Origin of the sequence: Bradyrhizobium iriomotense, assembly GCF_018129405.1 — a bacterium.
GTDB classification, from domain to species: Bacteria; Pseudomonadota; Alphaproteobacteria; order Rhizobiales; family Xanthobacteraceae; genus Bradyrhizobium; species Bradyrhizobium iriomotense_B.
Map to the genome: position 1 here is coordinate 183,807 of NZ_JAFCLP010000011.1, position 21,041 is coordinate 204,847.

Annotated in this window: 18 protein-coding genes; 7 read left to right on the top strand and 11 right to left on the bottom strand. The window is 65.2% G+C overall.

Annotated elements, in window-relative coordinates; all coding sequences use genetic code 11:
- Positions 1–40: 40 nt before the first annotated feature.
- The 6 genes from JQ592_RS22790 to JQ592_RS22815 all read right to left on the bottom strand — a co-directional run bounded on the left by JQ592_RS22790 (position 41) and on the right by JQ592_RS22815 (position 5,318).
- Complete coding sequence (locus JQ592_RS22790) at positions 41–1,198, bottom strand: ABC transporter substrate-binding protein (RefSeq protein ID WP_211405029.1); 1,158 nt, start codon at positions 1,196–1,198, stop codon at positions 41–43.
- 58 nt (positions 1,199–1,256) lie between these two features.
- On the bottom strand, positions 1,257–1,832 hold the full coding sequence (locus JQ592_RS22795; RefSeq protein WP_211405030.1) for an alkylhydroperoxidase domain protein: 576 nt from the start codon (positions 1,830–1,832) through the stop codon (positions 1,257–1,259).
- Positions 1,833–1,843: 11 nt separating this feature from the next.
- A complete protein-coding gene (locus JQ592_RS22800; RefSeq protein ID WP_211405085.1) occupies positions 1,844–2,443 on the bottom strand; it encodes a CMD domain protein in 600 nt (199 codons plus the stop codon).
- A 37-nt stretch (positions 2,444–2,480) separates the two neighbouring features.
- Positions 2,481–3,518 (bottom strand): putative FMN-dependent luciferase-like monooxygenase, encoded by a 1,038-nt coding sequence (locus JQ592_RS22805; protein ID WP_211405031.1) that lies wholly within the window; start codon positions 3,516–3,518, stop codon positions 2,481–2,483.
- Positions 3,519–3,644: 126 nt separating this feature from the next.
- Positions 3,645–4,427: a MetQ/NlpA family ABC transporter substrate-binding protein gene (locus JQ592_RS22810; RefSeq protein WP_211405032.1), complete on the bottom strand. Its 783-nt coding sequence runs from the start codon at positions 4,425–4,427 to the stop codon at positions 3,645–3,647.
- A 207-nt stretch (positions 4,428–4,634) separates the two neighbouring features.
- Positions 4,635–5,318, bottom strand: coding sequence for a GntR family transcriptional regulator (locus JQ592_RS22815; protein WP_211405033.1), 684 nt, complete (start codon positions 5,316–5,318; stop codon positions 4,635–4,637).
- Between the two features lie 123 nt (positions 5,319–5,441).
- Here JQ592_RS22815 and dctP point away from each other — a divergent pair, with 123 nt between their 5' ends.
- Genes dctP through JQ592_RS22840 form a run of 5 tightly spaced genes read left to right on the top strand, consistent with a single transcriptional unit; the run spans position 5,442 to position 11,315 of the window.
- A complete protein-coding gene (dctP, locus tag JQ592_RS22820) occupies positions 5,442–6,461 on the top strand; it encodes a TRAP transporter substrate-binding protein DctP (protein WP_211405034.1) in 1,020 nt (339 codons plus the stop codon).
- Positions 6,458–7,015 (top strand): TRAP transporter small permease, encoded by a 558-nt coding sequence (locus tag JQ592_RS22825; RefSeq protein WP_211405035.1) that lies wholly within the window; start codon positions 6,458–6,460, stop codon positions 7,013–7,015. The genes dctP and JQ592_RS22825 overlap by 4 nt, the downstream gene beginning before the upstream one ends.
- Positions 7,012–8,367 (top strand): TRAP transporter large permease, encoded by a 1,356-nt coding sequence (locus JQ592_RS22830; protein WP_211405036.1) that lies wholly within the window; start codon positions 7,012–7,014, stop codon positions 8,365–8,367. The genes JQ592_RS22825 and JQ592_RS22830 overlap by 4 nt, the downstream gene beginning before the upstream one ends.
- A gap of 18 nt (positions 8,368–8,385) precedes the next feature.
- On the top strand, positions 8,386–9,795 hold the full coding sequence (locus JQ592_RS22835) for a malonyl-CoA decarboxylase (protein WP_211405037.1): 1,410 nt from the start codon (positions 8,386–8,388) through the stop codon (positions 9,793–9,795).
- The gene (locus tag JQ592_RS22840) at positions 9,792–11,315 is read left to right on the top strand and encodes a malonate--CoA ligase (protein ID WP_211405038.1); all 1,524 of its coding nucleotides are present in this window, start codon (positions 9,792–9,794) and stop codon (positions 11,313–11,315) included. Before JQ592_RS22835 ends, JQ592_RS22840 begins: the two co-directional genes overlap by 4 nt.
- Before the next feature lie 207 nt (positions 11,316–11,522).
- Here JQ592_RS22840 and JQ592_RS22845 read toward each other — a convergent pair whose 3' ends face one another.
- Positions 11,523–12,710, bottom strand: coding sequence for a CaiB/BaiF CoA transferase family protein (locus JQ592_RS22845; protein WP_211405039.1), 1,188 nt, complete (start codon positions 12,708–12,710; stop codon positions 11,523–11,525).
- Positions 12,711–12,876: 166 nt separating this feature from the next.
- On the opposite strand from JQ592_RS22845, the gene JQ592_RS22850 reads away from it, so the two are divergent.
- Positions 12,877–13,764 carry a VOC family protein gene (locus JQ592_RS22850; RefSeq protein WP_211405040.1) on the top strand — a complete coding sequence of 296 codons (888 nt, stop codon included), beginning with the start codon at positions 12,877–12,879 and terminating at the stop codon, positions 13,762–13,764.
- Positions 13,765–13,769: 5 nt separating this feature from the next.
- On the opposite strand, the gene JQ592_RS22855 is transcribed toward JQ592_RS22850, so the two are convergent.
- The 3 genes from JQ592_RS22855 to JQ592_RS22865 all read right to left on the bottom strand — a co-directional run bounded on the left by JQ592_RS22855 (position 13,770) and on the right by JQ592_RS22865 (position 17,041).
- A complete protein-coding gene (locus JQ592_RS22855) occupies positions 13,770–15,425 on the bottom strand; it encodes a copper resistance D family protein (protein ID WP_211405041.1) in 1,656 nt (551 codons plus the stop codon).
- A 10-nt stretch (positions 15,426–15,435) separates the two neighbouring features.
- Positions 15,436–15,798, bottom strand: coding sequence for a copper resistance CopC family protein (locus JQ592_RS22860; RefSeq protein ID WP_211405042.1), 363 nt, complete (start codon positions 15,796–15,798; stop codon positions 15,436–15,438).
- A 172-nt stretch (positions 15,799–15,970) separates the two neighbouring features.
- Positions 15,971–17,041 carry a HoxN/HupN/NixA family nickel/cobalt transporter gene (locus JQ592_RS22865; RefSeq protein ID WP_211405043.1) on the bottom strand — a complete coding sequence of 357 codons (1,071 nt, stop codon included), beginning with the start codon at positions 17,039–17,041 and terminating at the stop codon, positions 15,971–15,973.
- A 531-nt stretch (positions 17,042–17,572) separates the two neighbouring features.
- Here JQ592_RS22865 and JQ592_RS22870 point away from each other — a divergent pair.
- Positions 17,573–19,363, top strand: a complete 1,791-nt coding sequence (locus JQ592_RS22870) for a peptide ABC transporter substrate-binding protein (protein WP_211405044.1) — start codon at positions 17,573–17,575, stop codon at positions 19,361–19,363.
- Positions 19,364–19,399: 36 nt separating this feature from the next.
- On the opposite strand, the gene mdlC is transcribed toward JQ592_RS22870, so the two are convergent.
- Positions 19,400–21,007: a benzoylformate decarboxylase gene (gene mdlC / locus JQ592_RS22875; protein ID WP_211405045.1), complete on the bottom strand. Its 1,608-nt coding sequence runs from the start codon at positions 21,005–21,007 to the stop codon at positions 19,400–19,402.
- Positions 21,008–21,041 lie beyond the last annotated feature (34 nt).

A 21,041-nucleotide genomic window follows, 5' to 3' on the forward strand; every position in this document is an offset into this window, starting at 1 on the left:
AGAGAGGAAAGCGGCCGGAGCCCCCGCTCCGGCCATCAGGTCAGGTCGGCTTGCCGTCCCAGAGCGCGAACTGGCCCTTGCGCACGACGAGTTCGGCGTTCATGGCGCCCTTGACGCGGCGGCTCTCGACGTCGAACGTCGCCAGGCCGAAGATGACGCTCGAGACATCCTTCACCTTCGCGAAGGCGTCGCGGATCGCGCGCCGGTCGGTGCCGCCGATCTTGACCACGGCGGCCGCCATGTTCATCGCGTCATAGGCATAGGCGTTGAAGGCGTCGGGCTCCTGCCCGCCATACTTGGCCTTGAAGCCCGTGATGAATTTCTTCACCTCGGGCCTGGGATCCTCAGGGAAATAGCGCGTGCCGAGATGGACGTCCTCGACCGCCTCGCCGCCGAGCTCCAGGAACTTCGGCGAGTAGACCGAGCTTGCCGCGCAGATCATCTGCTTCAGGCCGACCTGGCGGGCCTGGCGCGCGATCAGCGCGCCGTCGGAATAATAGGAGATCAGGATCAGCCCATCCGGATTGGCATCGCGCACGCGCACCAGCGTGGAACGGAAGTCGCGCTCCTCCGCAATGTAGCCTTCAGTCACCGCGACCTCGGCGCCGTATTCCTTGGCGGCCTTGACGAAATAGTCGCGGCTGGTGCGGCCCCAATCGGTGTTGAGGTGCAGCACTGCGAGCTTCTTCAGGCCGAGGCGCTTGACGGCATAGGCCGCCAGCAGCGGCTGCTCGTCGGCCTGGCTTACAGACGTGCTCCACATGAAGTCGCCGCCCTTGGTGAAGTCAGGGTGCGAATTGGTGAAGCCGAACTGCACAAGGCCGCCGCGCTGGTAGATCGGCGAAGCCGCCATCGAGGCGGGGCTGGAGAAATCGCCAAGCTCCAAGGCGATCCGGGGGTCGGAGACGAACTTCTGCGCGATCGCCACAGACTGCCGCGGGTCGCTCTGGCTGTCCTCGAATTGATAGGCGAGCTTGCGGCCGTTGATGCCGCCGGCAGCCGTGATCTCGTCGAGCGCAAGGTCAAAACCCTGCTTCCACTGCGTGCCATATTGCGCATTCGGTCCCGTCAGGGGGCCGCTGACGCCGAGCAGGATCGGCTCGGCGGATTGCGCGAAGGCGGCGCGCGAGAAGGTCGCGCCCGCCATCATCGCGGCGAGCGAGCCTTTGACCAGGGTACGACGATCGATGTTGCTCATGCACGGCTCCATCCACTTTAGTTGATACAAGCAGCAATTCTTGTGCCGGTGAGATTGCCTATTTCGAGGGCTCGCCGAGCGACAGCATCAGCCGGTTCGCCCAGTTGAAGAACGAGGCGCCGTTGATGACGTCGACGATCTCGGCGTCGTCGAGCCCGGCGCGGCGCAGCTCCGCGATATTGTCAGGACCGAACGCGATCGGCGTCTCGGCCAGTGCCACCGAGGCCTTGACGACGGCATTCCAGCGCGCGCCGAGATCGGCCCCGACGCCTTCGTCCAGCAGGCGCTGCACGTCCTCGCGGCGCTTGGAATAGGTGCTGGCGAAGCGCGCATGCACGGAGGCGCAATAGATGCAGCCGTTGTAGCGCGAGGTCGCAGCGGCAGCGAGCTCGCGCTCGGCGCGCGGCAGGCCGTCGGCGACGTTGTAGAAGATGTCCTTGTCGGTCTTGGTGCGGGCTTCCAGCACTTCGGGATCGCGCACCAAGAGACGAAAGTATTCCGACTTGGCGCGGGCACGATCGACCAGGCCGGCGAAATGCCGCTCGGTCAGCTCGGCCTCGGGCAGCGGATCGATCCACGAGACCCAGCCGAGTTCGTCCTGGGTGAACACGACGGGCGGATTGACGGTGCTCATGATGCAACCTCCTACGCGCTTGCCGCTGCGAGCGTGCGCAAGCCGCTGACGACGCGGACCTGGAACGACAGGAACGCAACGAGCTGGGAAAACGTGACGATGCCGGTGGTCGACCAGCCGGCCGCCAGCAGCGCCTTCATGTCGGCGGATGCGGCATCGCGCGGGCGGAAAACCAGCAGATGCGCATGTTCAAGCGCCGCAACCAGCCGGGCGCCAAGCTCGGGCCTGCGCTCGGCACTCACGCGGTAGATCAAGCCAGCCTTGTTCTCGACCGACAACGGTCCGGCCGGAAAGGCGCCATAGGGCCCCGATGTCTTGCCGCGCTCGATCTCGGACTTGATCGCCTCGACCAGCGCGGCTCCATCCGCATTCGCTGCGAGCTTCTCGCGATAGAAGGCGGCGACGGGGGACTCGCCATGGAGCCACGTGACGAAGGCCGCGACCGCGGAGCGTTCGGCAAGCGAAAAATCGCCGGCGTCGATCGGCTCGAACAGCGAGAGATAGCTCTTCTGCGCGTTCTCGCGCGCCTGCAGACGGCGCGCGCGGATGGCGTCCAGGGTGGAGCCGGGCTCGATCCCGGCGAGCGTGTCGATAATATCCTTTGGTGCCATCATTCAGCCTCGTGCAACGCGATCACATTCATCCCGGCTAGCCTGCGAGAGCAACGTCTTTGGCCGCCGTCCGGGTCCAGCCCAGCGCCGGCGCCACCTTCTCCGCGACCAGCTCGATCGAGCGCAGGACATAGGGATGCGGCGCATCGACCGAATGCACCTGGAAGACCAGATCGGTCACCCGCTCCAGCGTCGCATCGGTGCGGAGCGAGGCGATCACCTCGTCGGCGGCGCCGACATGGGTGTCGAACGCGGTGATCATCTCCTCGAGCGTCTCGCCCGGCGGAAGGTGACCGCCCTTCATGAATTGCGGCAGCGCGCGGCGCAGCCCGATATCGGCAAGACGCATCGCCTCGCGATGGTCGTCGGCGACGAAGACGCTGCGCGAGGCCATGATGCGCGGTTCACAGCCCGGCGGCAGTGCTTCGAGATAGGCGTCGATGATCGGGTTCTGGATCTCGGCGAGCGTCGCCTTCGGCGCGTCCTTGGATCGCGGCTGGGTGCGCGAGAGCAGGAGGCCATCGCCGGCCTTGCCGGCCCGGGCGCCGCCGGCGACGGAGAACGTCGCCTGCCAGATGCGCTTGTCCAGTTGCGGCCGCTGCGGATAGAGCGTGTCGCCGCCGTCGAGCGGCTTGCCGGTCAGTGCCTTGCGAACGATGTCCAGATTGCGCGCAAATATCTCGTTGCGCTGGGCACCGTCGAGGCCGAAGGCGGCGAAGGCCGACGGATTGCCGCCGGTGCCGACGCCGAGCTCGAAGCGGCCGTTGCAGAGGAGATCGAGCACCGCAGCGTCCTCCGCCACCCTCACCGCGCTCTCCAGCGGCAGCGTCACGATGCCGGTGCCGAGGCGGATGCGCGAGGTCTGGGCTGCGACATAGCCGAGGAAGGTGAAGGGCGACGGCAGGCCGCCTTCGCGCTCGTGAAAATGATGCTGCGCGATCCACGCGGAATCGAGCCCGGCCTTCTCGGCGCGCACGATCTGCTCGGCCGCGAAGCGATAGCGGTCCGCCGCCGGCGCCTCGTCGAGCAGCCGCGTGAAGAAGCCCAGGCGTTTCAGATTTGCAAAGCGTTTCATACGATCCCTGTCGGGCGAGGATGGGCCCCGATGATGTCGGTTGCCGCAGCTCCAGACAAGCGGGCATTGCGCAAGGCTGCCCGCCGGAACATCCCTCCTGCGCTGGACTCTGGCTGGGCAGATTGCCTACCAGCTCGGCAGCACCGCGCCCTTGAACTTGGTCAGGACGAACTCCTTGACCTCAGGCGTGTGATAGCTGTCCACGAGGATCTTGACCCAGGGCTTGTCCTTGTCGGCGGTGCGCACCGCGATCAGATTGACATAGGGCCCCTTCGGGTCTTCGCGCAGGATCGGATCCTTGACCGGATCGAGGCCCGCCTGGGTTGCATAATTGGTGTTGATCGCGGCTGCGTCGACGTCGTCGAGCGCGCGCGGAGCCTGCGCCGCATCGACCTCGATGAATTTCAGCTTCTTGGGATTCTCGGTGATGTCGAGCACGGTCGGCTTGAAGCCCGTGCCGTCCTTCAGCTTGATCACGCCCTTGTCGCGGAGCAGCAGCAGCACGCGCCCGCCATTGGTCGGATCGTTGGGGATCGAGACCTTGCCGCCCTCGGGGATATCGGCAAAGGCCTTGTGCTTCTTCGAATAGACGCCGATCGGGAAGTTCACGGTCAGGCCGACGGACTCGATCTTGTAGCCGCGATCGGCCTTCTGGTTGTCCAGATAAGGCTGGTTCTGGAACGAATTGGCCTGGATCTCGCCGGCATCGAGCGCGGCGTTCGGCACCACGTAATCGGAGAACTCGAGCAGCTGGATATCGAGCCCCTGCTTGGCGGCGATCGGCTTCACGGCTTCGAGGATCTGCGCGTGCGGTCCCGGCGTCACGCCGATCTTGATGGTCTCGGCCGCGGCCGCGGCGGACCATGCGGCGAGCACGGTCGAAAGAATCAGGGCGGAACGAAACGACATCTTGGTCTCCGGAGTCTGCGGCAATGATTGGAACCGTATTCGCTTCTCCGCGAGGCGAAATCAATGAAATGGAAATCCAAATTGGCGGCCTGCGTGGGCGGCCTTTCTCCATTCGGCACCATACAGGAAACGAATTCACGGCGCCGACAACGTCTTGCGCTGTCAGCCTCGGATGAGACGGATTAGCGAACGGATGTGTCCGCCGCTCTATCTCGTCGTCCCGCTCCTACTGGAGGCATCCGAGCGCCGATCGCCGGCAAGGCCGAGCACCATGTCCGAGAACCGCTCGCCCTGCACGAGAACGTGGTCGTGCAACCGCGTCGCGGCGAGTTGCTCGTCACCGGCACGGATCGCTTCGAGAATCCCGGCGTGCTCCTGGAGCGATTGCAGCAGACGATTGCGCGCCCGAAGCTGGATGCGGCGATAGGCGCTCAGCCGCTTGTGCAGGGCGAAGGCTTGATCCGCGAGGAAGCTGTTGCGGCTGGCGCGATAGATCGCTTCGTGAAAATTACGGTTGTCCGCGTAGTACTGCTCGCTGTCGCCTTCGCGCGCGGCGATCTCGCAGGCGCGGTGAGCCGTCTCCATCGCCGCGTCATTGTCCGGCGTCAGCCGGCGCGCGGCCAGCCGCCCGCAGGCGCTTTCGATCTCGGCCATGGTCTCGAACATCTCGAACAGCCGGGTCGGTGACGGGACGCTGACGATCGCGCCCCGGCGCGGGCGGACATCGATGAAGCCTTCGGCGCCGAGTTGAAGCAGCGCCTCCCGAATGGGGGTGCGCGACACCCCGAATCGCTCCGCGAGCGAGGCCTCGTCCAGGCGATCGCCCGGCAGGAATTCCCCTGCAATCACAGCGTCTTCGATCGACTGCTTCAGCCTGAAGGCCTGGCTCATTGTATACACCTGATCCTTTAGTTCCATACCACAGACTTGACAAAACATACAGCATGCAGTTCATATATGAATTGTATGCAAGACTAGAAATAAAAAATGCAATCTAGCAGCGGGAGGTATGGAATGAGGATTTCAAGACGCCAAGCCTTGGCCCTAGGGATCGCGGCTCCGGCCCTGCTCCGGTTCGGAGAGGCACGCGCGGCAACGGCCCTGAAGATCTCGCACCAGTTTCCGGGAGGCACCGCGACCGAAGGCGATTTCCGCGACCGGCTCTGCCGGCGCTTCGCGGCGCTGATCCAGGAGCGCAGCAAGGGCGCGATGACCGCCGAGATCTATCCGGGCTCGTCGCTGATGAAGACCAACGCGCAGGTCTCGGCGATGCGCAAAGGCGCGCTCGACATGAGCCTGATCCCGATCTCCTACGCCGGCGGCGATCTTCCCGAACTGAACATCGGACTGATGCCGGGCCTCGTCACCGGTTACGACGAAGGCCTCGGCTGGAAGAACAAACCGATTGGCCAGGAGTTCAGCAAGTTTCTCGCCGCCAAGGGCCTCATCATCGTCACCTGGATCTGGCAGGCCGGCGGCGTCGCCAGCCGCACGCGTCCGCTGGTCGAGGTCGGCGATGCCAAGGGCATGAAGATCCGCGGCGGCTCGCGCGAGATGGATCTCGTGCTGCAGGCTGCCGGCGCCTCGGTGCTGTCGCTGCCCTCCAATGAACTCTATGCGGCAATGCAGACCGGCGCGTGCGATGCCGCCCTCACCTCGTCCACCAGCCTGACCTCGTTCCGCCTGGAGGAGCTCGCCAAGCATCTGACGACCGGGCGGGCCAAGAGCTACTGGTTCATGCTCGAGCCGCTCGTGATGTCGAAGGCGGTGTTCGACCGGCTTTCGAGCGAGGAGCGCGACATCATCGTCTCGGTCGGCGCCGAGCTCGAAGCGTTCGGCCGCGCAGCGGCGGTGGAGGACGACGTCCGCGTGGCCAAGGTCTACCAGGCCGCCGGCGCGACGGTGCACGATCTCGACGACAAGACGGTTCAGGCGTGGCGGGAGCTTGCGCGCGACACGGCCTGGAAGGACTACGCCAACAAGAACGAGAACTGCGCCCGCCTGATCAAGCTTGCCATGGAGGCCGGCTCATGAGCGCGCATGGCATCGATCTCGGCCATTCAGCCACGGTGACGGCGGCGCGACCCGGATCCCCGGTGGGACGGATCGCCCGCGCGATGAGCCTGCTCAACAGGACGATCGTCGTGCTCTGCTCGATCGCGCTCATCGTCGCGAGCACGATCCTGAGCTATAGCGTGGCCGCGCGCTACTTCTTCAATGCGGCAACCTATTGGCAGGACGAGGCCGCGGTGTTCCTGCTGGTCGGCGCCACGTTCCTGTCCACCGCGTTCGTGCAGGCCGGACGCGGCCATATCGGCATCGAGGCCCTCACCGGCTATCTGTCGAAGCGCGGCAATGCGATCCGCATGCTCGTGGTCGACACCGCGAGCCTGCTGTTCTGCTGCTTCTTCGCCTGGAAGTCCTGGACGCTGTTCCACGAAGCCTGGGTCGACGGCCAGGTGTCCGGATCGACTTGGGCCCCGCCGCTGTGGATTCCCTACAGCATGATGTCGCTGGGCATGACGCTGATGACGCTGCAGGTCGCGCTCCAGCTCGCCGCGAGCGTCGACGCATGGAGGAGCAAATGAGCACGCTTGCCGTCGGACTGATGTATGGTGGCGCCACCCTCGCCGTCATGGCCTCGGGCATGCCGATCGCGCTGGCGCTCGGCGCGGTCGCCGTCGTCTTCATGTATTACTTCATGCCCGCCGCATCGCTCGATACGGTGACGCAGAACGTCTACGAGGAGATGGCCTCGATCACGCTGCTGGCGATCCCGCTCTTCATCCTGAAGGGCGCCGCGATCGGCAAGTCGAAGGCGGGACAGGATCTCTACAGCGCGCTGCATGTCTGGATGGGCCGCATTCCCGGCGGACTCGGCATCGCCAACGTCTTCGCCTGCGCGCTGTTCGCCGCGATGGCGGGATCGTCTCCGGCAACCTGCTCGGCGATCGGCTCCGCCGGCATTCCCGAGATGCGCAAGCGCGGCTATTCCGGCGGCTTTGCCGCGGGCGTGATCGCCGCCGGCGGCACGCTGGGCATTTTGCTGCCGCCCTCGATCACCATGATCCTGTACGCGGTCGCCGCCGAGCAGTCGCTCGGACGCCTCTTCCTCGCCGGCATCGGGCCGGGCCTTCTCCTGGTGCTGCTGTTTGCAACCTATGCGGTGCTGAGGTTCAAGGCCGAATACAAAGCGGCGCAGCGCGCCTATGCGGCCGATCCGGCGCAGCATCCGATCCTGTCGAACGAGCGCTTCACCATGGCGATGCGGTTCGGCGCGCTGCCGCGCGTGCTGCCCTTCGTCGTGCTGCTCAGCGGCGTCATGATCGCGCTCTATGGCGGCTATGCCACGCCGTCGGAAACCGCCGGCCTCGGCGGCATCCTGGCGCTGGTCCTGATCGCCTCGATCTACGGCGTGTGGCGTCCGCGGGATCTCGGCCCGATCCTGGAATCGACGCTGAAGGAATCAACCATGCTGATGCTGATCATCGGCATGTCGCTGCTCTACTCCTACGTCATGAGCTATCTCCACATCAGCCAGGCCGCGGCACAGGCGATCGTCGCGATGCAGCTGTCGCGATGGGTGCTGCTGGGCGCGATCCTGGTGCTGGTGGTCGTGCTCGGCTTCTTCCTGCCGCCGGTGTCGATCATCCTGATGACCGCGCCGATCATCCTGCCGCCGCTCAAGGACGCCGGCTTCGACCTGATCTGGTTCGGCGTGGTGATGACGATCGTGATGGAGATGGGCCTCATCCATCCGCCGGTCGGGCTCAACATCTTCGTCATCAGGAACATCGCACCGGACATCCCGTTGCGGGACGTGATCTGGGGAACGCTGCCTTTCGTCGTGCTGATGGCATTCGCAGTCGTCCTGCTGTGCCTGGTGCCGTCGATCTCGACCTATCTGCCCAACCTCGTGATGGGTCCGCCATCGCGATAAACCGAGGAGGCACGAACCATGCTGAACGACATCCGATCCGGACGCATTGCGGCGCCCGAATTCCTGCAAGGGCTGATCGACACGCTGACACAACGCGGCCGTGCGGTCCTGGGCATGAAGGCGGAACGGGACGGGAGCGAGGATCGCGACCTCGAGCTTCTCGGCGAGGCACTGCTGTCGCGTCGCGGCGAAGCCTCCGGCGTCGCGATCGCGCAATCGCTGCTCGCCGCCTTCGAGCGGGCGGCCGAACCGCAGCGGCTCAAATTTCTATCCTCCCTCGCCGACCGCTTCGGGCCGGACCGTCGCGCGATCGAGCTCGCGATCGCCGCCTACCAGCGCAAGGAGGGCGGCGACGGCGCCAGGCTCGAAGCGCTCCACGCCGCCGCGGAGCCGCGCCGACAGGAGCTGATCCGGCGCCTCAACCTCGCGCCCGGCGGAACGGCCTCGCTGGTGCGGATGCGGGAGGTGCTGCTGTCGCTGCTGCGCGAGCATCCCGAACTGCAGCCCGTCGACGACGATTTCGTCCACCTGTTCTCGTCCTGGTTCAACCGGGGTTTTCTCGTGCTGCGACCGATCGACTGGACCACCTCGGCGAACATTTTGGAGAAGATCATCAGGTATGAGGCCGTCCACGCCATCCAGGACTGGGACGACTTGCGCAACCGGCTCGAGCCGCCGGACCGCCGCTGCTACGCGTTCTTTCATCCGCAACTGGTCGACGAGCCGCTGATCTTCGTCGAGGTCGCGCTCACCAGGGAGATTCCCGGCGCAATCGGCCCGCTGCTGGATAAATCGCGCCAAGCGATTGCCGCGCGCGAGGCGACGACCGCCGTGTTCTACTCGATCTCGAACACGCAAAAGGGACTTGGCGGCGTGTCGTTCGGCAATTTCCTGATCAAGCAGGTGGTGCAGGATCTCGCCCGCGAGCTGCCGAACCTGAAGACCTTCGTCACCCTGTCGCCGGTGCCCGGCTTTGCCGGATGGGTCCGGCGCGAGCTCAAGACCGAGGCGTCTGCCGCGATCGACGAAGACACGCGGCGCGCGCTGGTCGCGCTCGATGAGGGCGGCGACATCGCGCAGGCGAAGGAGCCGATCACGGCGCTCGCTGCGTACTACTTCCTGAAAGCGAAGCTGCCGTCGGGCAAGCCGGTCGATCCGGTGGCCCGCTTCCATCTCGGCAACGGCGCGCGCCTGGAGCGGCTGAATTTCCTCGGGGACGCCTCGGCCAAGGGCATGAAGCAGTCGTACGGGCTGATGGTGAACTATCTCTACGCGCTCGAGCACATCGAGGCGAACCACGAAGCCTTTGCGGAAGCCGGCACCGTGGTGGCGTCCGACAAGGTGAAGAAGGCGCTTCGCGCGAAATTGTCGTCGCGCGACCTCGTTCCCAGTCCTCACAGCAACTCGCAACGGAAGATCACGTCATGACCTCGAACCTGTACGATCGCCTGCTCGCCGGCGCGGAGTCCGACCCATCCATCTGCATCGAGAAGGACGACGGCGCGGCGTTGAGCTATGCCGAACTTGCTGCGCTGAGCGGCAGGTTCGCGAACTTCCTCGCGAGGATCGGCATCGGCCCGAACCACCGCGTCGCGGTCAAGGTGGAGAAATCCGTCGAGGCCGTCGCGCTCTATCTTGCAACGCTGCGCACTGGGGCGGTCTATCTGCCGCTCAACACCGCCTATACGCCGGCCGAGACCGAGTATTTCATCCGCGACGCGCAGCCGACATTGATCGTGTGCGATCCCAGGGAAGAGGCCGATTTGCGCGCCATTGCCGCCAAGGCAGGCGGACGGGTCGAGACGCTCGATCACCGCGGCAAGGGTTCGCTCGCCGATGCCGCGGCGGACTTCCCGGCTGGATTTGACACCGTCGCCAGGACGAATGACGATCTCGCAGCCATCCTCTACACCTCGGGCACGACCGGCCGCTCGAAGGGAGCCATGCTGACGCACGGCAATCTTTCTTCGAACGCCCTGACGCTGGTCGAAGAGTGGCGCTATTCGAGCAAGGACGTGCTGATCCATGCCCTGCCGATCTATCACGTTCACGGGCTCTTCGTGGCCTGCAACGTCACCTTCGCCGGACGCGCGCGCATCCTGTTCATGCAGAAGTTCGACGCCGAACGCATTCTGGCAACGATGGCGCGCAGCACCGTTCTCATGGGCGTGCCGACCTTCTATGTCCGCCTGCTCGAGAGCACTGACCTGAACGAGCGAACCACCGCCAACATGAGGCTGTTCGTCGCCGGCTCGGCGCCTCTGCTGGCCGAGACCCACCGCGCCTGGAAGGCGCGGACCGGGCACGCGATTCTGGAACGCTACGGCATGACCGAGACCGGAATGATCGCCTCCAATCCCTATGAGGGCGCGCGCATTGCCGGCTCGGTCGGCCGGCCGCTTCCCGCCGTCGAGGTTCGCATCACCGATCCCGAGACCGGCGCAATCCTGCCCGTTGGCGAGGTCGGCATGATCGAGGTGAAGGGGCCGAATGTGTTCGCCGGCTACTGGAACATGCCGGACAAGACTGCGGCCGAATTCCGCGCCGACGGCTTCTTCATCACCGGCGATCTCGGCAAGCTCGACGCGCAGGGCTATCTCCACATCGTCGGCCGCGGCAAGGATCTCATCATCACCGGCGGCTTCAACGTCTATCCGAAGGAGATCGAGACCGAGATCGACGCCATTGACGGGGTGTCGGAAAGCGCCGTCGTCGGCGTGCCGCACGCCGATTTCGGCGAAGGTGTCACGGCCGCCGTAGTGCGCTCGCCCAATTCGTCCGTGGACGAGCGCGCCATTCTCGACGCGCTGTCGGGGCGCCTCGCCAAATTCAAGCAGCCCAAGCGCGTCATCTTTGTTGAAACCTTGCCGCGCAACACCATGGGCAAGGTGCAGAAGAATCTGCTGCGCGAGCGCTTCGCCACGATTTACACGACCAAGGCCGGCTAGATCGAGCAGCAGGCTGCGTGCTGCAAGTGTGGCCATTTCCGGGCCGCGGCAACGAATCTGTCGCCGGAGCAACACTACGAAACTTGATGCGTTTGCACGGGACGGGTTAGCGTTGCCTTGCGGCCTTAGAACTTCCCCAAGTTCCTCTAGATCGCACTGGACCGCCGCCTGAACGTTTCAGCCGGCGGTCCAGTCCAGCCGCATCTGCTAGATGATGCCGCTCTGTCGAAGTGCTTCGATCGCAGCGGTGTCGTAGCCGAGTTCGGCGAGGACGCGATCGGTATGCTCGCCGAGCGTAGGCGGGCGCGCCACGATCTCTCCCGGCGTTTCCGACAGCCGCACAGCGGCGCGCGCCACCGGCGCGGGCTTCGGCAAGCCCGGATAGTCGACGTCCTGCATGAAGCCGGCGGCGCGGATGTGCGGATGATCGAGCGCCTGTTGCGGGCTCAGCACGGGCCCGGTCGGGATCATCGCCTTGCCCAGCGTGTCGACGGCCTCCTGCGTGGTGCGCTCGGCGCACCAGCGCGCCATCCGCTCGCTGATGACGGGACCATTGTTGCCGCGGCTGATGTCGTCGGCAAAGCGCGGATCGTTCAGCCACTGTTCTTCCTCGCCCATCAGCTTCGCCCAGCGCTTGAACAGCGGATGCCCGGTGACCTGGCACAGCACCCAGCCGTCCTTGGTGCGGTAGATGTCGGCTGGCGCTGCGGTCTGACCGAGATTTCCTGTCGGAACGCGATTGACGTTGATCACGGCCTGTTCGATCAGCGTGGCATTGGTGAAGGACAGCGCGGTTGCGAGCAGCGCGCCCTCGACGATCTGCCCGCGGCCGGACTTGCCGCGCTCAATCAGCGCGGCGAGCGTTCCGAACGCGCAGTGCAGCGCGGTTCCGAAATCGACCCAGTTCACCGCGGCGCGGTATGGCGGATCGCCGGTACCGGTCATGTACACCGAGCCCGACATGACCTGGCCGACACCGTCGAAGCCGACGCGGTCGGACCACGGCCCCGGCCCGCCGAACGCCGTTGCCGTCGTAAGGATGATGTCGGGCTTGATCGCCTTCAGCGAGTCGTAGTCGAGCTTCATCGCGCGCAGCGTCTGCGGCGGCAGATTGGCGACGACGACGTCGGCGGTCGCGATCAGGCGACGCATCACCTCCTGTCCTTCCGGCTTCATCGGATCGAGCGTGATGCATTTCTTGTTGCGGTTGATCTGGAGGAACAGCGCGCCTTCACCGCCCTCACCGACCGGCGCGACGAAGCGGTCCTCGCTGCCGTCGCGCTTCTCCACGCGAATGACCTCGGCACCGAATTCGGCCAGCAGGGTCGCGCAATACGGCCCTGCGATATAGCGCCCGAAATCGAGGACGCGCACGCCTTCCAGAACTCCCCCCATCGGTCCTTTCCTTGATGTCTTTTGCCCAGATTACAGGGACTGGTTACCGCGGCAAGGTGGCGAAAGGCGTGACGCCCGCCCTCAAGATGTGATCGCCGAACTGTTTCAGCTGACGGAAATTGTGCTCTAGTATGGCTTTTCCGTCCCCTCATCAGAGCGCACAGCCATGCCGCAACAATTCGATCGATCCGCAGAAGATCTCGGCAACGCGATTCATTTCGAGCACGTCAACATCCAGGTCCCGGACCAGCGTCTGGCGACATTATTCTACGTCACGGGACTGGGCCTCACCCGCGATCCCTATCTGATGGTGTCCGACACCAACATGTGGATCAACGCCGGACAGAGCCAGTTTCACCTGCCGAGCGGCAGGCCGCAGGTGCTGCGCGGCCATACCGGCCTCGTCATCGAGGGACGTGAGGCGTTGCTGGCGCGACTGGCATCGGTCGCGAAGAAGCTCGAAGGCACGGCCTTCGCCTTCACCGAGCACAACGGTTATGTCGAGGCCGTCTGCCCGTGGGGCAACCGCATCCGCGTTTATGAACCGGACGCGGCCCGCTTCGGCCGCATCACGCTCGGCATTCCCTATGTCGAGTTCGACGTGCCGATCGGAACGGCGCCGGCGATCTGCGCCTTCTATCCGGAGGTCATGGGCATGCCCGCCGAATTGCGCAACGGCGACGGCGCGGTTGCGGCGGTCAAGACGGGCCGTGACCAGCACCTCTTGTTCCGCGAGACCGACCGGCCGCTGGGCGACTATGACGGGCACCATGTGCAGATGTACATCACCGACTTCTCCGGCCCGTACCGCAAGCTGCTCGCACGCAACCTGATCTCGCGCGAGGATAATCAGTATCAATATCGCTTCTGCGACATCGTCGATCTCGACAGCGGCAAGCCGCTGTTCACGGTCGAGCACGAGGTCCGCAGCGCGACCCACCCGATGTTCATGCGGCCGATGGTCAATCGCAATCCTGCCGTCAACAACCGCAATTACGCGTTCGGCCACGATCAGACGTCGTGGGCGATGGGGCCGGACCAGTACGACGGATAGCGCGTTCAGGCTTCGCGGTAATCGAGCAGGATCAGCCCGACCAGGATGAAGGCGACGGGCCAAATCCAGGCCGCGGCCCGGCTGACGCGGCCGTCGAGGCGCAGCTCGATCCAGCGAGCCCAGCCGGCGGCGACACCGCAGAGCGCAAGCGGAGTGTGGCTCATCTCGATGAGCAGCTGGTCCTTGATATTGGCGATCGCATGGGAATGCGTAAGCAGCAGCGCACCGCCGAGTGCCGTGGTCAATGGGAACACCAAAGCCGCCGGCCCGGCCTTGCTGCCACGTAAGCGCACGCGCCATTCGAACAGGCCGAACACGGCGATCAGCAGCACGAAGATACGATGCTGCGCCACTTCGGGATCGCGCAGCGACTCGAAGAAGCCGGCCGGCCCGAGCGGCCAGGCCTGCTCGTCGGCGCGGAAGAACAGGAAGGCCGCCATCACGAGGAAGAGCAGCGGCCAGTGCCGCGCCCAGCGGCCCCAGCGAAAATGCTCGATGAGCGCCAGGAGCCCGATCAGCACCACGAAGACGCCGGCCCAGTGATGGTTGTACTCCGACCAGGCGATGTCCTCGGCATTGCGCGGCAGGATCGTGCCCTCGCCGGGAACGTAGGCCGCTTGTGCGTTGGCGCGACCGGCGTCCGCAAGCGTGATCTTCGCCTGGAGCTGCGCGACGGTCAGCCTGTCGTAATCCGGGCTGGTCAGGCGCGGCGGCCATTGCGGCGTCGCGCGCTCGACGATCTCATGCCAATCCAGGCGATCGTGAGGGAGATCCACGCCGGGCGGCAATGACGTCAGGGACGCAGCGGCCAGCAGAACGGTGAGGCCGATGCCGATCTCGACCTCGGCGAAACGCTTCAGGCGAAGGATCGGCGTCGTGGGGTCGCGGCGCAGCCGCTCGACCAGGAAGTAATTGCCCGCGCCGAGCGTCAGCAGCATCAAGAGCAGGCCGAGCTTGGCCAGGGTCATGACACCATAGGCGGTGCCGTAGATTGCAGCGACCGAGCCGATATAGTTCGTCGCCATGACCAGGCCGCCGCAGACGATCGCAGCGACCGCGGCCATCGACATCAACGAATAGCGGCGCGCGATGAGGCGCCAGTCGCCGGCGTCCTTGCAGGCATTCAGCGCGATCAGGAAATAGGGCAGACCGCCGATCCAGACCGACGCCCCTGCCATGTGGCCAGCATCGGACAGCAGCAACGGCCAGCGCACATCCGGCCGGCTGGCCGCATGCGTGAGCCGGGTCTGCATCGCCAGCGCCAGCACGGACAGGACGAGAAGCGCGGCCGACCGGGCCCGGTGCGCGGGACCTTGCGCCAGGACGGCGATGCCTACTGCGCAAGCTGCAATGACGAGGTCAGCGCGGCCGAAATCGGCGCCGACCGCCTCGCTCCAGGGCACCTGGAGCGTCCCGACCAGCGCGGCCGCGTTGAGCGCCAGCGAGGCGACGGTGAGGACTGCCCATGCGAAGGCGCTGAACCGCAGGAACGTCCGGCATCGCTCCTCGATCGTGAGGCCATAGACGGAGAGCTGCGGCTGCAGCGGTCCCCACAGCAACAGCTGAAAGGCAAGACCGCCGAGGGTGAACGACTGGGCGATCAGGATCAGGCCCCGCAGGACCACCGACAGATAGCCGAAGATGTCGAGAAGCAGGTACAAGGCCGTAACGTCAGCGGACGGTGAACGGAATGTCGCCGCGGGTGATGTGCCCGTCGACGCTGAGTACCTGCCAGCGCAGGTGCCACGCCCCGGCCGGCAGCAGCGTCGCATCTGCATTGAGCTCGTCCGCGGGCGCATCGGGCGACGGCTTCAGGGCGCGCGGCGCACCGTCCGGAGCCAGCAGCGTCAGTTTGGAGCGCGCGCGATCGATCCGGCTGTTGAAGTGCAGGCGGATCGCGACGGTGTCGCCGGATATTGTCGCGCCGCTTGCCGGCGAGGACGAGACGATGATGGCGTGGGCCTGGGATGCGTTTGGATGAGCAGAAAACCACAGGGCAGATAGAACGAACGCGATTCGGAAGAACGCGCGCATGATACTCACTCGCTGTCGATAGCCGTCTGTTTCACCCGCCCCCTGGCGCGTGATCTTCACCGGACGCTATGTTGGCGCGAGTTGGCTGTTCGCAAGGGCGCGACGAATTCGGATCTGATCACGGATCGAGGAAAGTCGCCGATTGTTGCCGTTGCGACACACTGAGGTGCGATCACCCAGGCGCGGCGTCCCTGCCCAGTTCGTCAGGATCGACCATGCGCCGCCGGTCGTTCGGAGCCATGCGGCGGTAGAGCATGACCGAGACCAGCCATGCGATCGCGAACAGTGCGATCACGGCGAAGCCGACATTGGCGAGCGAAGTGTTGAGGGCCTCGACCAGCGACCACGGCCCGCCCGACAGGCCGAGCCGGTCTGCAATGAGACCGAGCGCCTCGATGCCGCCGACGAGCAGCGCGACCGCGACGGAGGCGCCGGTAATCGTGAGATTGTACCAGAGCTTGCGATAGGGATCGACGAAGGCCCAGCGATAGGCGCTCACCATGAGGGCGGAATCGGCGGTGTCGACCAGCGCCATGCCGGCGGCGAACAGCGCGGGGAAGACCAGCACCTGCGCGAGCGAGACGCCGCGCGCGGCTTCGGTGGCGGAGATGCCGAGCAGACCGATCTCGGTCGCGGTGTCGAAGCCGAGCCCGAACAGCAGGCCGAGCGGATACATGTGCCAGGGCCTGGTCACCAGGCGGAACATCGGAGCGAGACATCGCGCCATGAATCCACGGGCGGCGAGCAGTGCCTCGAGCTGCGCGGCATCATGGACGCCCTGCTCCCGCACCTCGCGCAGGATCCGCCACAGCCCGGCGAAGATGGCGAGATTGATCGCCGCGATCACCAGCAGGAACAGCGCCGACACCGAAGTGCCGATCAGGCCGCCGATCTCCTTGAGCAGGCCGTCGCCGCCGAGACTCACGACGCCGAGCGCGAGCAGCATGGTCGCGACCAGGACGACCGTGGAATGGCCGAGCGCGAAATAGAGACCGGCGCTGCGCGGCGCATCGCCCGCCTGCATCAGCTTGCGCACGACATTGTCGATCGCGGCGATGTGGTCGGCATCGACGGCATGGCGCAGGCCGAACACCCAGGCCAGCAGCGCGGTCGCCATCACGGTCGGCCGGTCGCCGAACAGCGCGAAGGCAGAAGCCCATGCGGCGATGTTGGCGGCGATCAACCCGCCGAACAACACACCAGGCTCGAACGCCCGCCTTGCGACACCACCTGACCGAACCACGCCACCTCCAAGTATGATGTTTATACATATCCATCATACCGGCCGGCAAGAGCCCTGGCCATGTTCGGGCGACGCAGCCCATTGCCCGGGAACGCGCATCTCGTGGACACATCAGATGCCGGCTCCCTCTCGCCGGCCGGGCTATCGCATATGGAGAAGAAGGGTGGCGGGTAGCTCGCCCACGGCGCATCCTTCGAGACGCCCGCCGATGGCGGGCTCCTCAGATGAGGGCGGAGTCCGCGGCAGCAATTTAAACGGGGTCAATTCTGCTTAGCCTCATCCTGAGGAGCCCGCTGGAAGCGGTCGCCTCGAAGGGCGAGGCGCTTGCTCAGGCCGCCACCAAGACGCCATCTGCGATGGCCCCCCTCTCGCCGGCCGCAACCACGGCCGGAACCACGATCCGGCACAGGCGCGTTCGTCATTTCGCCGCAGGGTATCCCTTTGACTCCACGACATCGGGCGTCCCAATCTAGAGTGCACGTAACTTGCATGCCGGTGACGACTTTTTCTTAGTGAAGGTGGAGGCATATGATGAACGAAAACGACATCCGGGGTCTGATCGCGGAGGTGAAGCAAGGCACGCTGTCGCGACGCTCGTTCATCCGGACCATGGCTGCGGTCGGGATCGCAGCGCCGGTCGCAAGCCAGATCCTGCTCTGGAACGACGTGGCGATGGCGGATGCGACGCTCGCCTACAAGCCGACCAAGGCCGGCGGCGGCGGCCCGCTCAAGATCCTGCTCTGGCAGGCGCCCACTTTGCTCAATCCGCATTTCGCGAACGGCACCAAGGACCAGATCGCCTCGCGCGTCTTCTTCGAGCCGCTCGCCGGCTGGGACAACGACGGCAATCTCATCCCCTGCCTTGCCGCCGAGGTCCCGACCAAGGCGAACGGCGGCCTTGCAGCCGACGGCATGAGCGTGATCTGGAAACTGAAGCAGGGCGTCAAATGGCATGACGGCAAGCCCTTCACCGCCGACGACGTCGTCTTCACCTGGCAGTACGCGGCGGATCTCGCAACCGCGGCCTACACCACGGGCTCCTACAAGGACATCAAGGTCGAGAAGATCGACGACCACGCCGTCAAGGTGATCTTCAGGGCGCCGACGCCATTCTGGGCCGACCCGTTCGTCGGCTCGGTCGGCCAGATCCTGCCGAAGCATCATTTCGGCGATTATGCCGGCGCAAAGTCACGCGAGGCTCCCGGCAATCTGAAGCCGGTCGGCACCGGCCCATACAAATTCGTCGAGTTCAAGCCGGGCGACCTGATCCGCGCCGAACGCAATCCCGACTATCACGTCAAGAACCAGCCGCATTTCGACACGCTCGAGGTCAAGGGCGGCGGCGATGCGGTGTCTGCGGCGCGCGCCGTGCTGCAGACCGGCGAATACGACTATGCCTGGAACATGCAGGTGGAGGAGGAGGTCCTCAAGCGCATGGAGGCGGGCGGCAAAGGAAAGCTCGACGTCACGCCCTCCGGCAACGTCGAGTTCATCATCCTCAACACGACGGACCCGTGGACCGAGGTCGACGGCGAACGTTCGAGCGTCAAGACCAAGCACCCGACGCTGTCCGATCCCGCCGTCCGCCGGGCGATCAATCTGTTGATCGACCGCGACTCGATCCAGAAGTTCATCTACGGACGCGGCGGCGTCGCAACCGCGAGCTTCGTCAACGCGCCCAAGCAGTTCAAGTCGCCCAAGCTGAAATACGAATTCGACGCCGACAAGGCCAACAAGATCCTCGACGAGGCCGGCTGGACCAAGGGCGCGGATGGCATCCGCGAGAAGGACGGCAAGAAGCTCAAATACGTGTTCCAGACCTCGACCAACGCCCCGCGCCAGAAGACCCAGGCCATCATCAAGCAAGCCTGCCAGAAGGCCGGCATCGAGATCGAGATCAAGGCGGTCGCCGCATCGGTGTTCTTCTCCTCTGATGTCGGCAACCCCGACACCTACTCGAAATTCTATGCCGACATGGAGATGTACAACACGACGCAGCCGCAGCCCGATCCGGAGCGCTTCCTTAACCAGTGCGTCTCCTGGGAGATCGCCACCAAGGACAACAAATGGCTCGGCCGCAACAATTCGCGCTATTCCGATCCTGAAGCCGACAAGGCCTACAAGGCCGCGCAGAACGAGCTCGACCCGGTCAAGCGCGCCGCGCTGCTGATCAGGGTCGACGAGATCTTCTGCGAGGCCAACGTGCTCCTGCCGCTACTCTCGCGCAACATCGTTGGCGCCGGCGTCAACAATCTGATGGTCGACATCTCGGGCTGGGACGTCACGACGTGGAATCTGGCGAGCTGGTATCGGAGTTCGTAGCTCGCAAAGGACGTGTTTGTCGCGGCGCTTCGCAATTCAGCTCGGATGGCTGAACAGGTCCGTCGTGGCATCGTCGACTGCGATATCGACCAGCGCGGGACCGTTCGAAACCAGCGCCTCCGCCAGGATGCGGTCGACATCGCTGGCATCGATGACGCGCTGCCCCACACAGCCCATTCCCCTGGCGAGCGCGACGAAGTCGAGCCCGGGCAGGTCGATTCCGGGCGGACGATGGGCCTGCATGAGCCGGCTGAAAGCACGCATCGCGCCATAACCTGAATTGTTCATGATCACAAAGGTGATTGGCAGCTGGCGTTGCGCGGCGGTCCAGATCGCCTGGATGCAGTACATCGCCGACCCGTCGCCGATCAGGGCGACGATGCGGCGGCCGGGCCGTGCCAATGCGACGCCGACGGAGGCCGGCAGGCTGTAACCGAGTCCACCGCTCGCCATGGTGTAGAAACTGTCCGCGCCGCGCATAGGCAGGAATTGCTGGATTGCGGGACGATGCGACGGCGCCTCCTCCACGACAATCGCATCGCGCGGCATCAGCGCCGACAACCGGCTCAGCGCATGGGCCGGAGGAATTGGATTCTGCGCCGCAGGCGCGGCAGGCCGCACCCGCGCGGCGGGCACCTCGCGCTTCGCCACATCGGGCAGCGCCGATTGAAGCGCAACGAGCGCCTTCGGAAGCGTGCTGATGATGGTGTCGCCGACGGCCGCGGACGCGGCTTCGGTCGGATCGTCGGTGATCTGCCAGACCGGCGTTCCATCATCGAGCAATTCGCATTGTCCCTCGACGTGGAAGGTGAACACGGGCGCGCCGACCACGACGATCAGATCAGCGCCGCGCAAGGCGCGGGCAAGCCCTCCCGGCGCGGCCGGAAGAAAGCCTGCGAATTGCGGATGCAATTCCGGAAAGCTCGACCGGCTCGACATCGGACTTGCCCAGACCGCCGCCCGCGCCCGTTCCGCCACGGCGACCATCGCGTCGACACAGCCGTTGCGATCGATCTCGGGGCCAACAACGAAGACAGGCCGCTTGGCCGCTGCGATCGCTGCGCCGAGCCGGACGATCGCCGCCGGATCCGGCGCAAACTCAGTTGCGATGTGGCGCACCGGCGGAGCCACGGCAGGCCGTGCCCAATCATCCGACGGCACCGACACGAAGGTCGGTCCGCGCGGATGTTGCATGGCCGTGTGGAAGGCCTGTGCAATAGCCGCAGGAACATCCTCAGGCCGCGCCGGCTCCGCACTCCATTTCACATAGGGCTTTGGAAATTGCTCGGCATCCTCGGCGAAGAGATAAGGCCGCATCCGCAGCAGGCTGCGTGCCTGCTGTCCTGACGTCACGACCATCGACGTCTTGTTGCGAAATGCCGTGAAGAGATTGCCGAGCGCGTGACCGAGCCCGGCTGCCGAATGCAGATTGACGAAGGCCGGCCGCCCCGTCGCCTGCGCATAGCCGTCGGCCATGCCGACGACGCAGCCTTCCTGCAGGCCAAGCACGTAGTCGATGTCGTCGGGCCAGTCGCCGAGGAAGGTAAGCTCGGTCGAGCCGGGATTGCCGAAAACGCGATCGACGCCGAAGGAGCGAAGCACACCGAGGGTCGCTTCCCGAACCGTGAGAACTTTCGAATTCATGAACAGACGTCCTGGTGGGCTTCGCTTGCGGCGT

Excerpts from the sequence above, each read along its gene's own strand:
- JQ592_RS22790 (WP_211405029.1), bottom strand. The coding sequence starts at position 1,198 with ATGAGCAACATCGATCGTCGTACCCTGGTCAAAGGCTCGCTCGCCGCG.
- JQ592_RS22795 (WP_211405030.1), bottom strand. The coding sequence starts at position 1,832 with ATGAGCACCGTCAATCCGCCCGTCGTGTTCACCCAGGACGAACTCGGC.
- JQ592_RS22800 (WP_211405085.1), bottom strand. The coding sequence starts at position 2,443 with ATGGCACCAAAGGATATTATCGACACGCTCGCCGGGATCGAGCCCGGC.
- JQ592_RS22805 (WP_211405031.1), bottom strand. The coding sequence starts at position 3,518 with ATGAAACGCTTTGCAAATCTGAAACGCCTGGGCTTCTTCACGCGGCTG.
- JQ592_RS22810 (WP_211405032.1), bottom strand. The coding sequence starts at position 4,427 with ATGTCGTTTCGTTCCGCCCTGATTCTTTCGACCGTGCTCGCCGCATGG.
- JQ592_RS22815 (WP_211405033.1), bottom strand. The coding sequence starts at position 5,318 with ATGAGCCAGGCCTTCAGGCTGAAGCAGTCGATCGAAGACGCTGTGATT.
- dctP (WP_211405034.1), top strand. The coding sequence starts at position 5,442 with ATGAGGATTTCAAGACGCCAAGCCTTGGCCCTAGGGATCGCGGCTCCG.
- JQ592_RS22825 (WP_211405035.1), top strand. The coding sequence starts at position 6,458 with ATGAGCGCGCATGGCATCGATCTCGGCCATTCAGCCACGGTGACGGCG.
- JQ592_RS22830 (WP_211405036.1), top strand. The coding sequence starts at position 7,012 with ATGAGCACGCTTGCCGTCGGACTGATGTATGGTGGCGCCACCCTCGCC.
- JQ592_RS22835 (WP_211405037.1), top strand. The coding sequence starts at position 8,386 with ATGCTGAACGACATCCGATCCGGACGCATTGCGGCGCCCGAATTCCTG.
- JQ592_RS22840 (WP_211405038.1), top strand. The coding sequence starts at position 9,792 with ATGACCTCGAACCTGTACGATCGCCTGCTCGCCGGCGCGGAGTCCGAC.
- JQ592_RS22845 (WP_211405039.1), bottom strand. The coding sequence starts at position 12,710 with ATGGGGGGAGTTCTGGAAGGCGTGCGCGTCCTCGATTTCGGGCGCTAT.
- JQ592_RS22850 (WP_211405040.1), top strand. The coding sequence starts at position 12,877 with ATGCCGCAACAATTCGATCGATCCGCAGAAGATCTCGGCAACGCGATT.
- JQ592_RS22860 (WP_211405042.1), bottom strand. The coding sequence starts at position 15,798 with ATGCGCGCGTTCTTCCGAATCGCGTTCGTTCTATCTGCCCTGTGGTTT.
- JQ592_RS22870 (WP_211405044.1), top strand. The coding sequence starts at position 17,573 with ATGAACGAAAACGACATCCGGGGTCTGATCGCGGAGGTGAAGCAAGGC.
- mdlC (WP_211405045.1), bottom strand. The coding sequence starts at position 21,007 with ATGAATTCGAAAGTTCTCACGGTTCGGGAAGCGACCCTCGGTGTGCTT.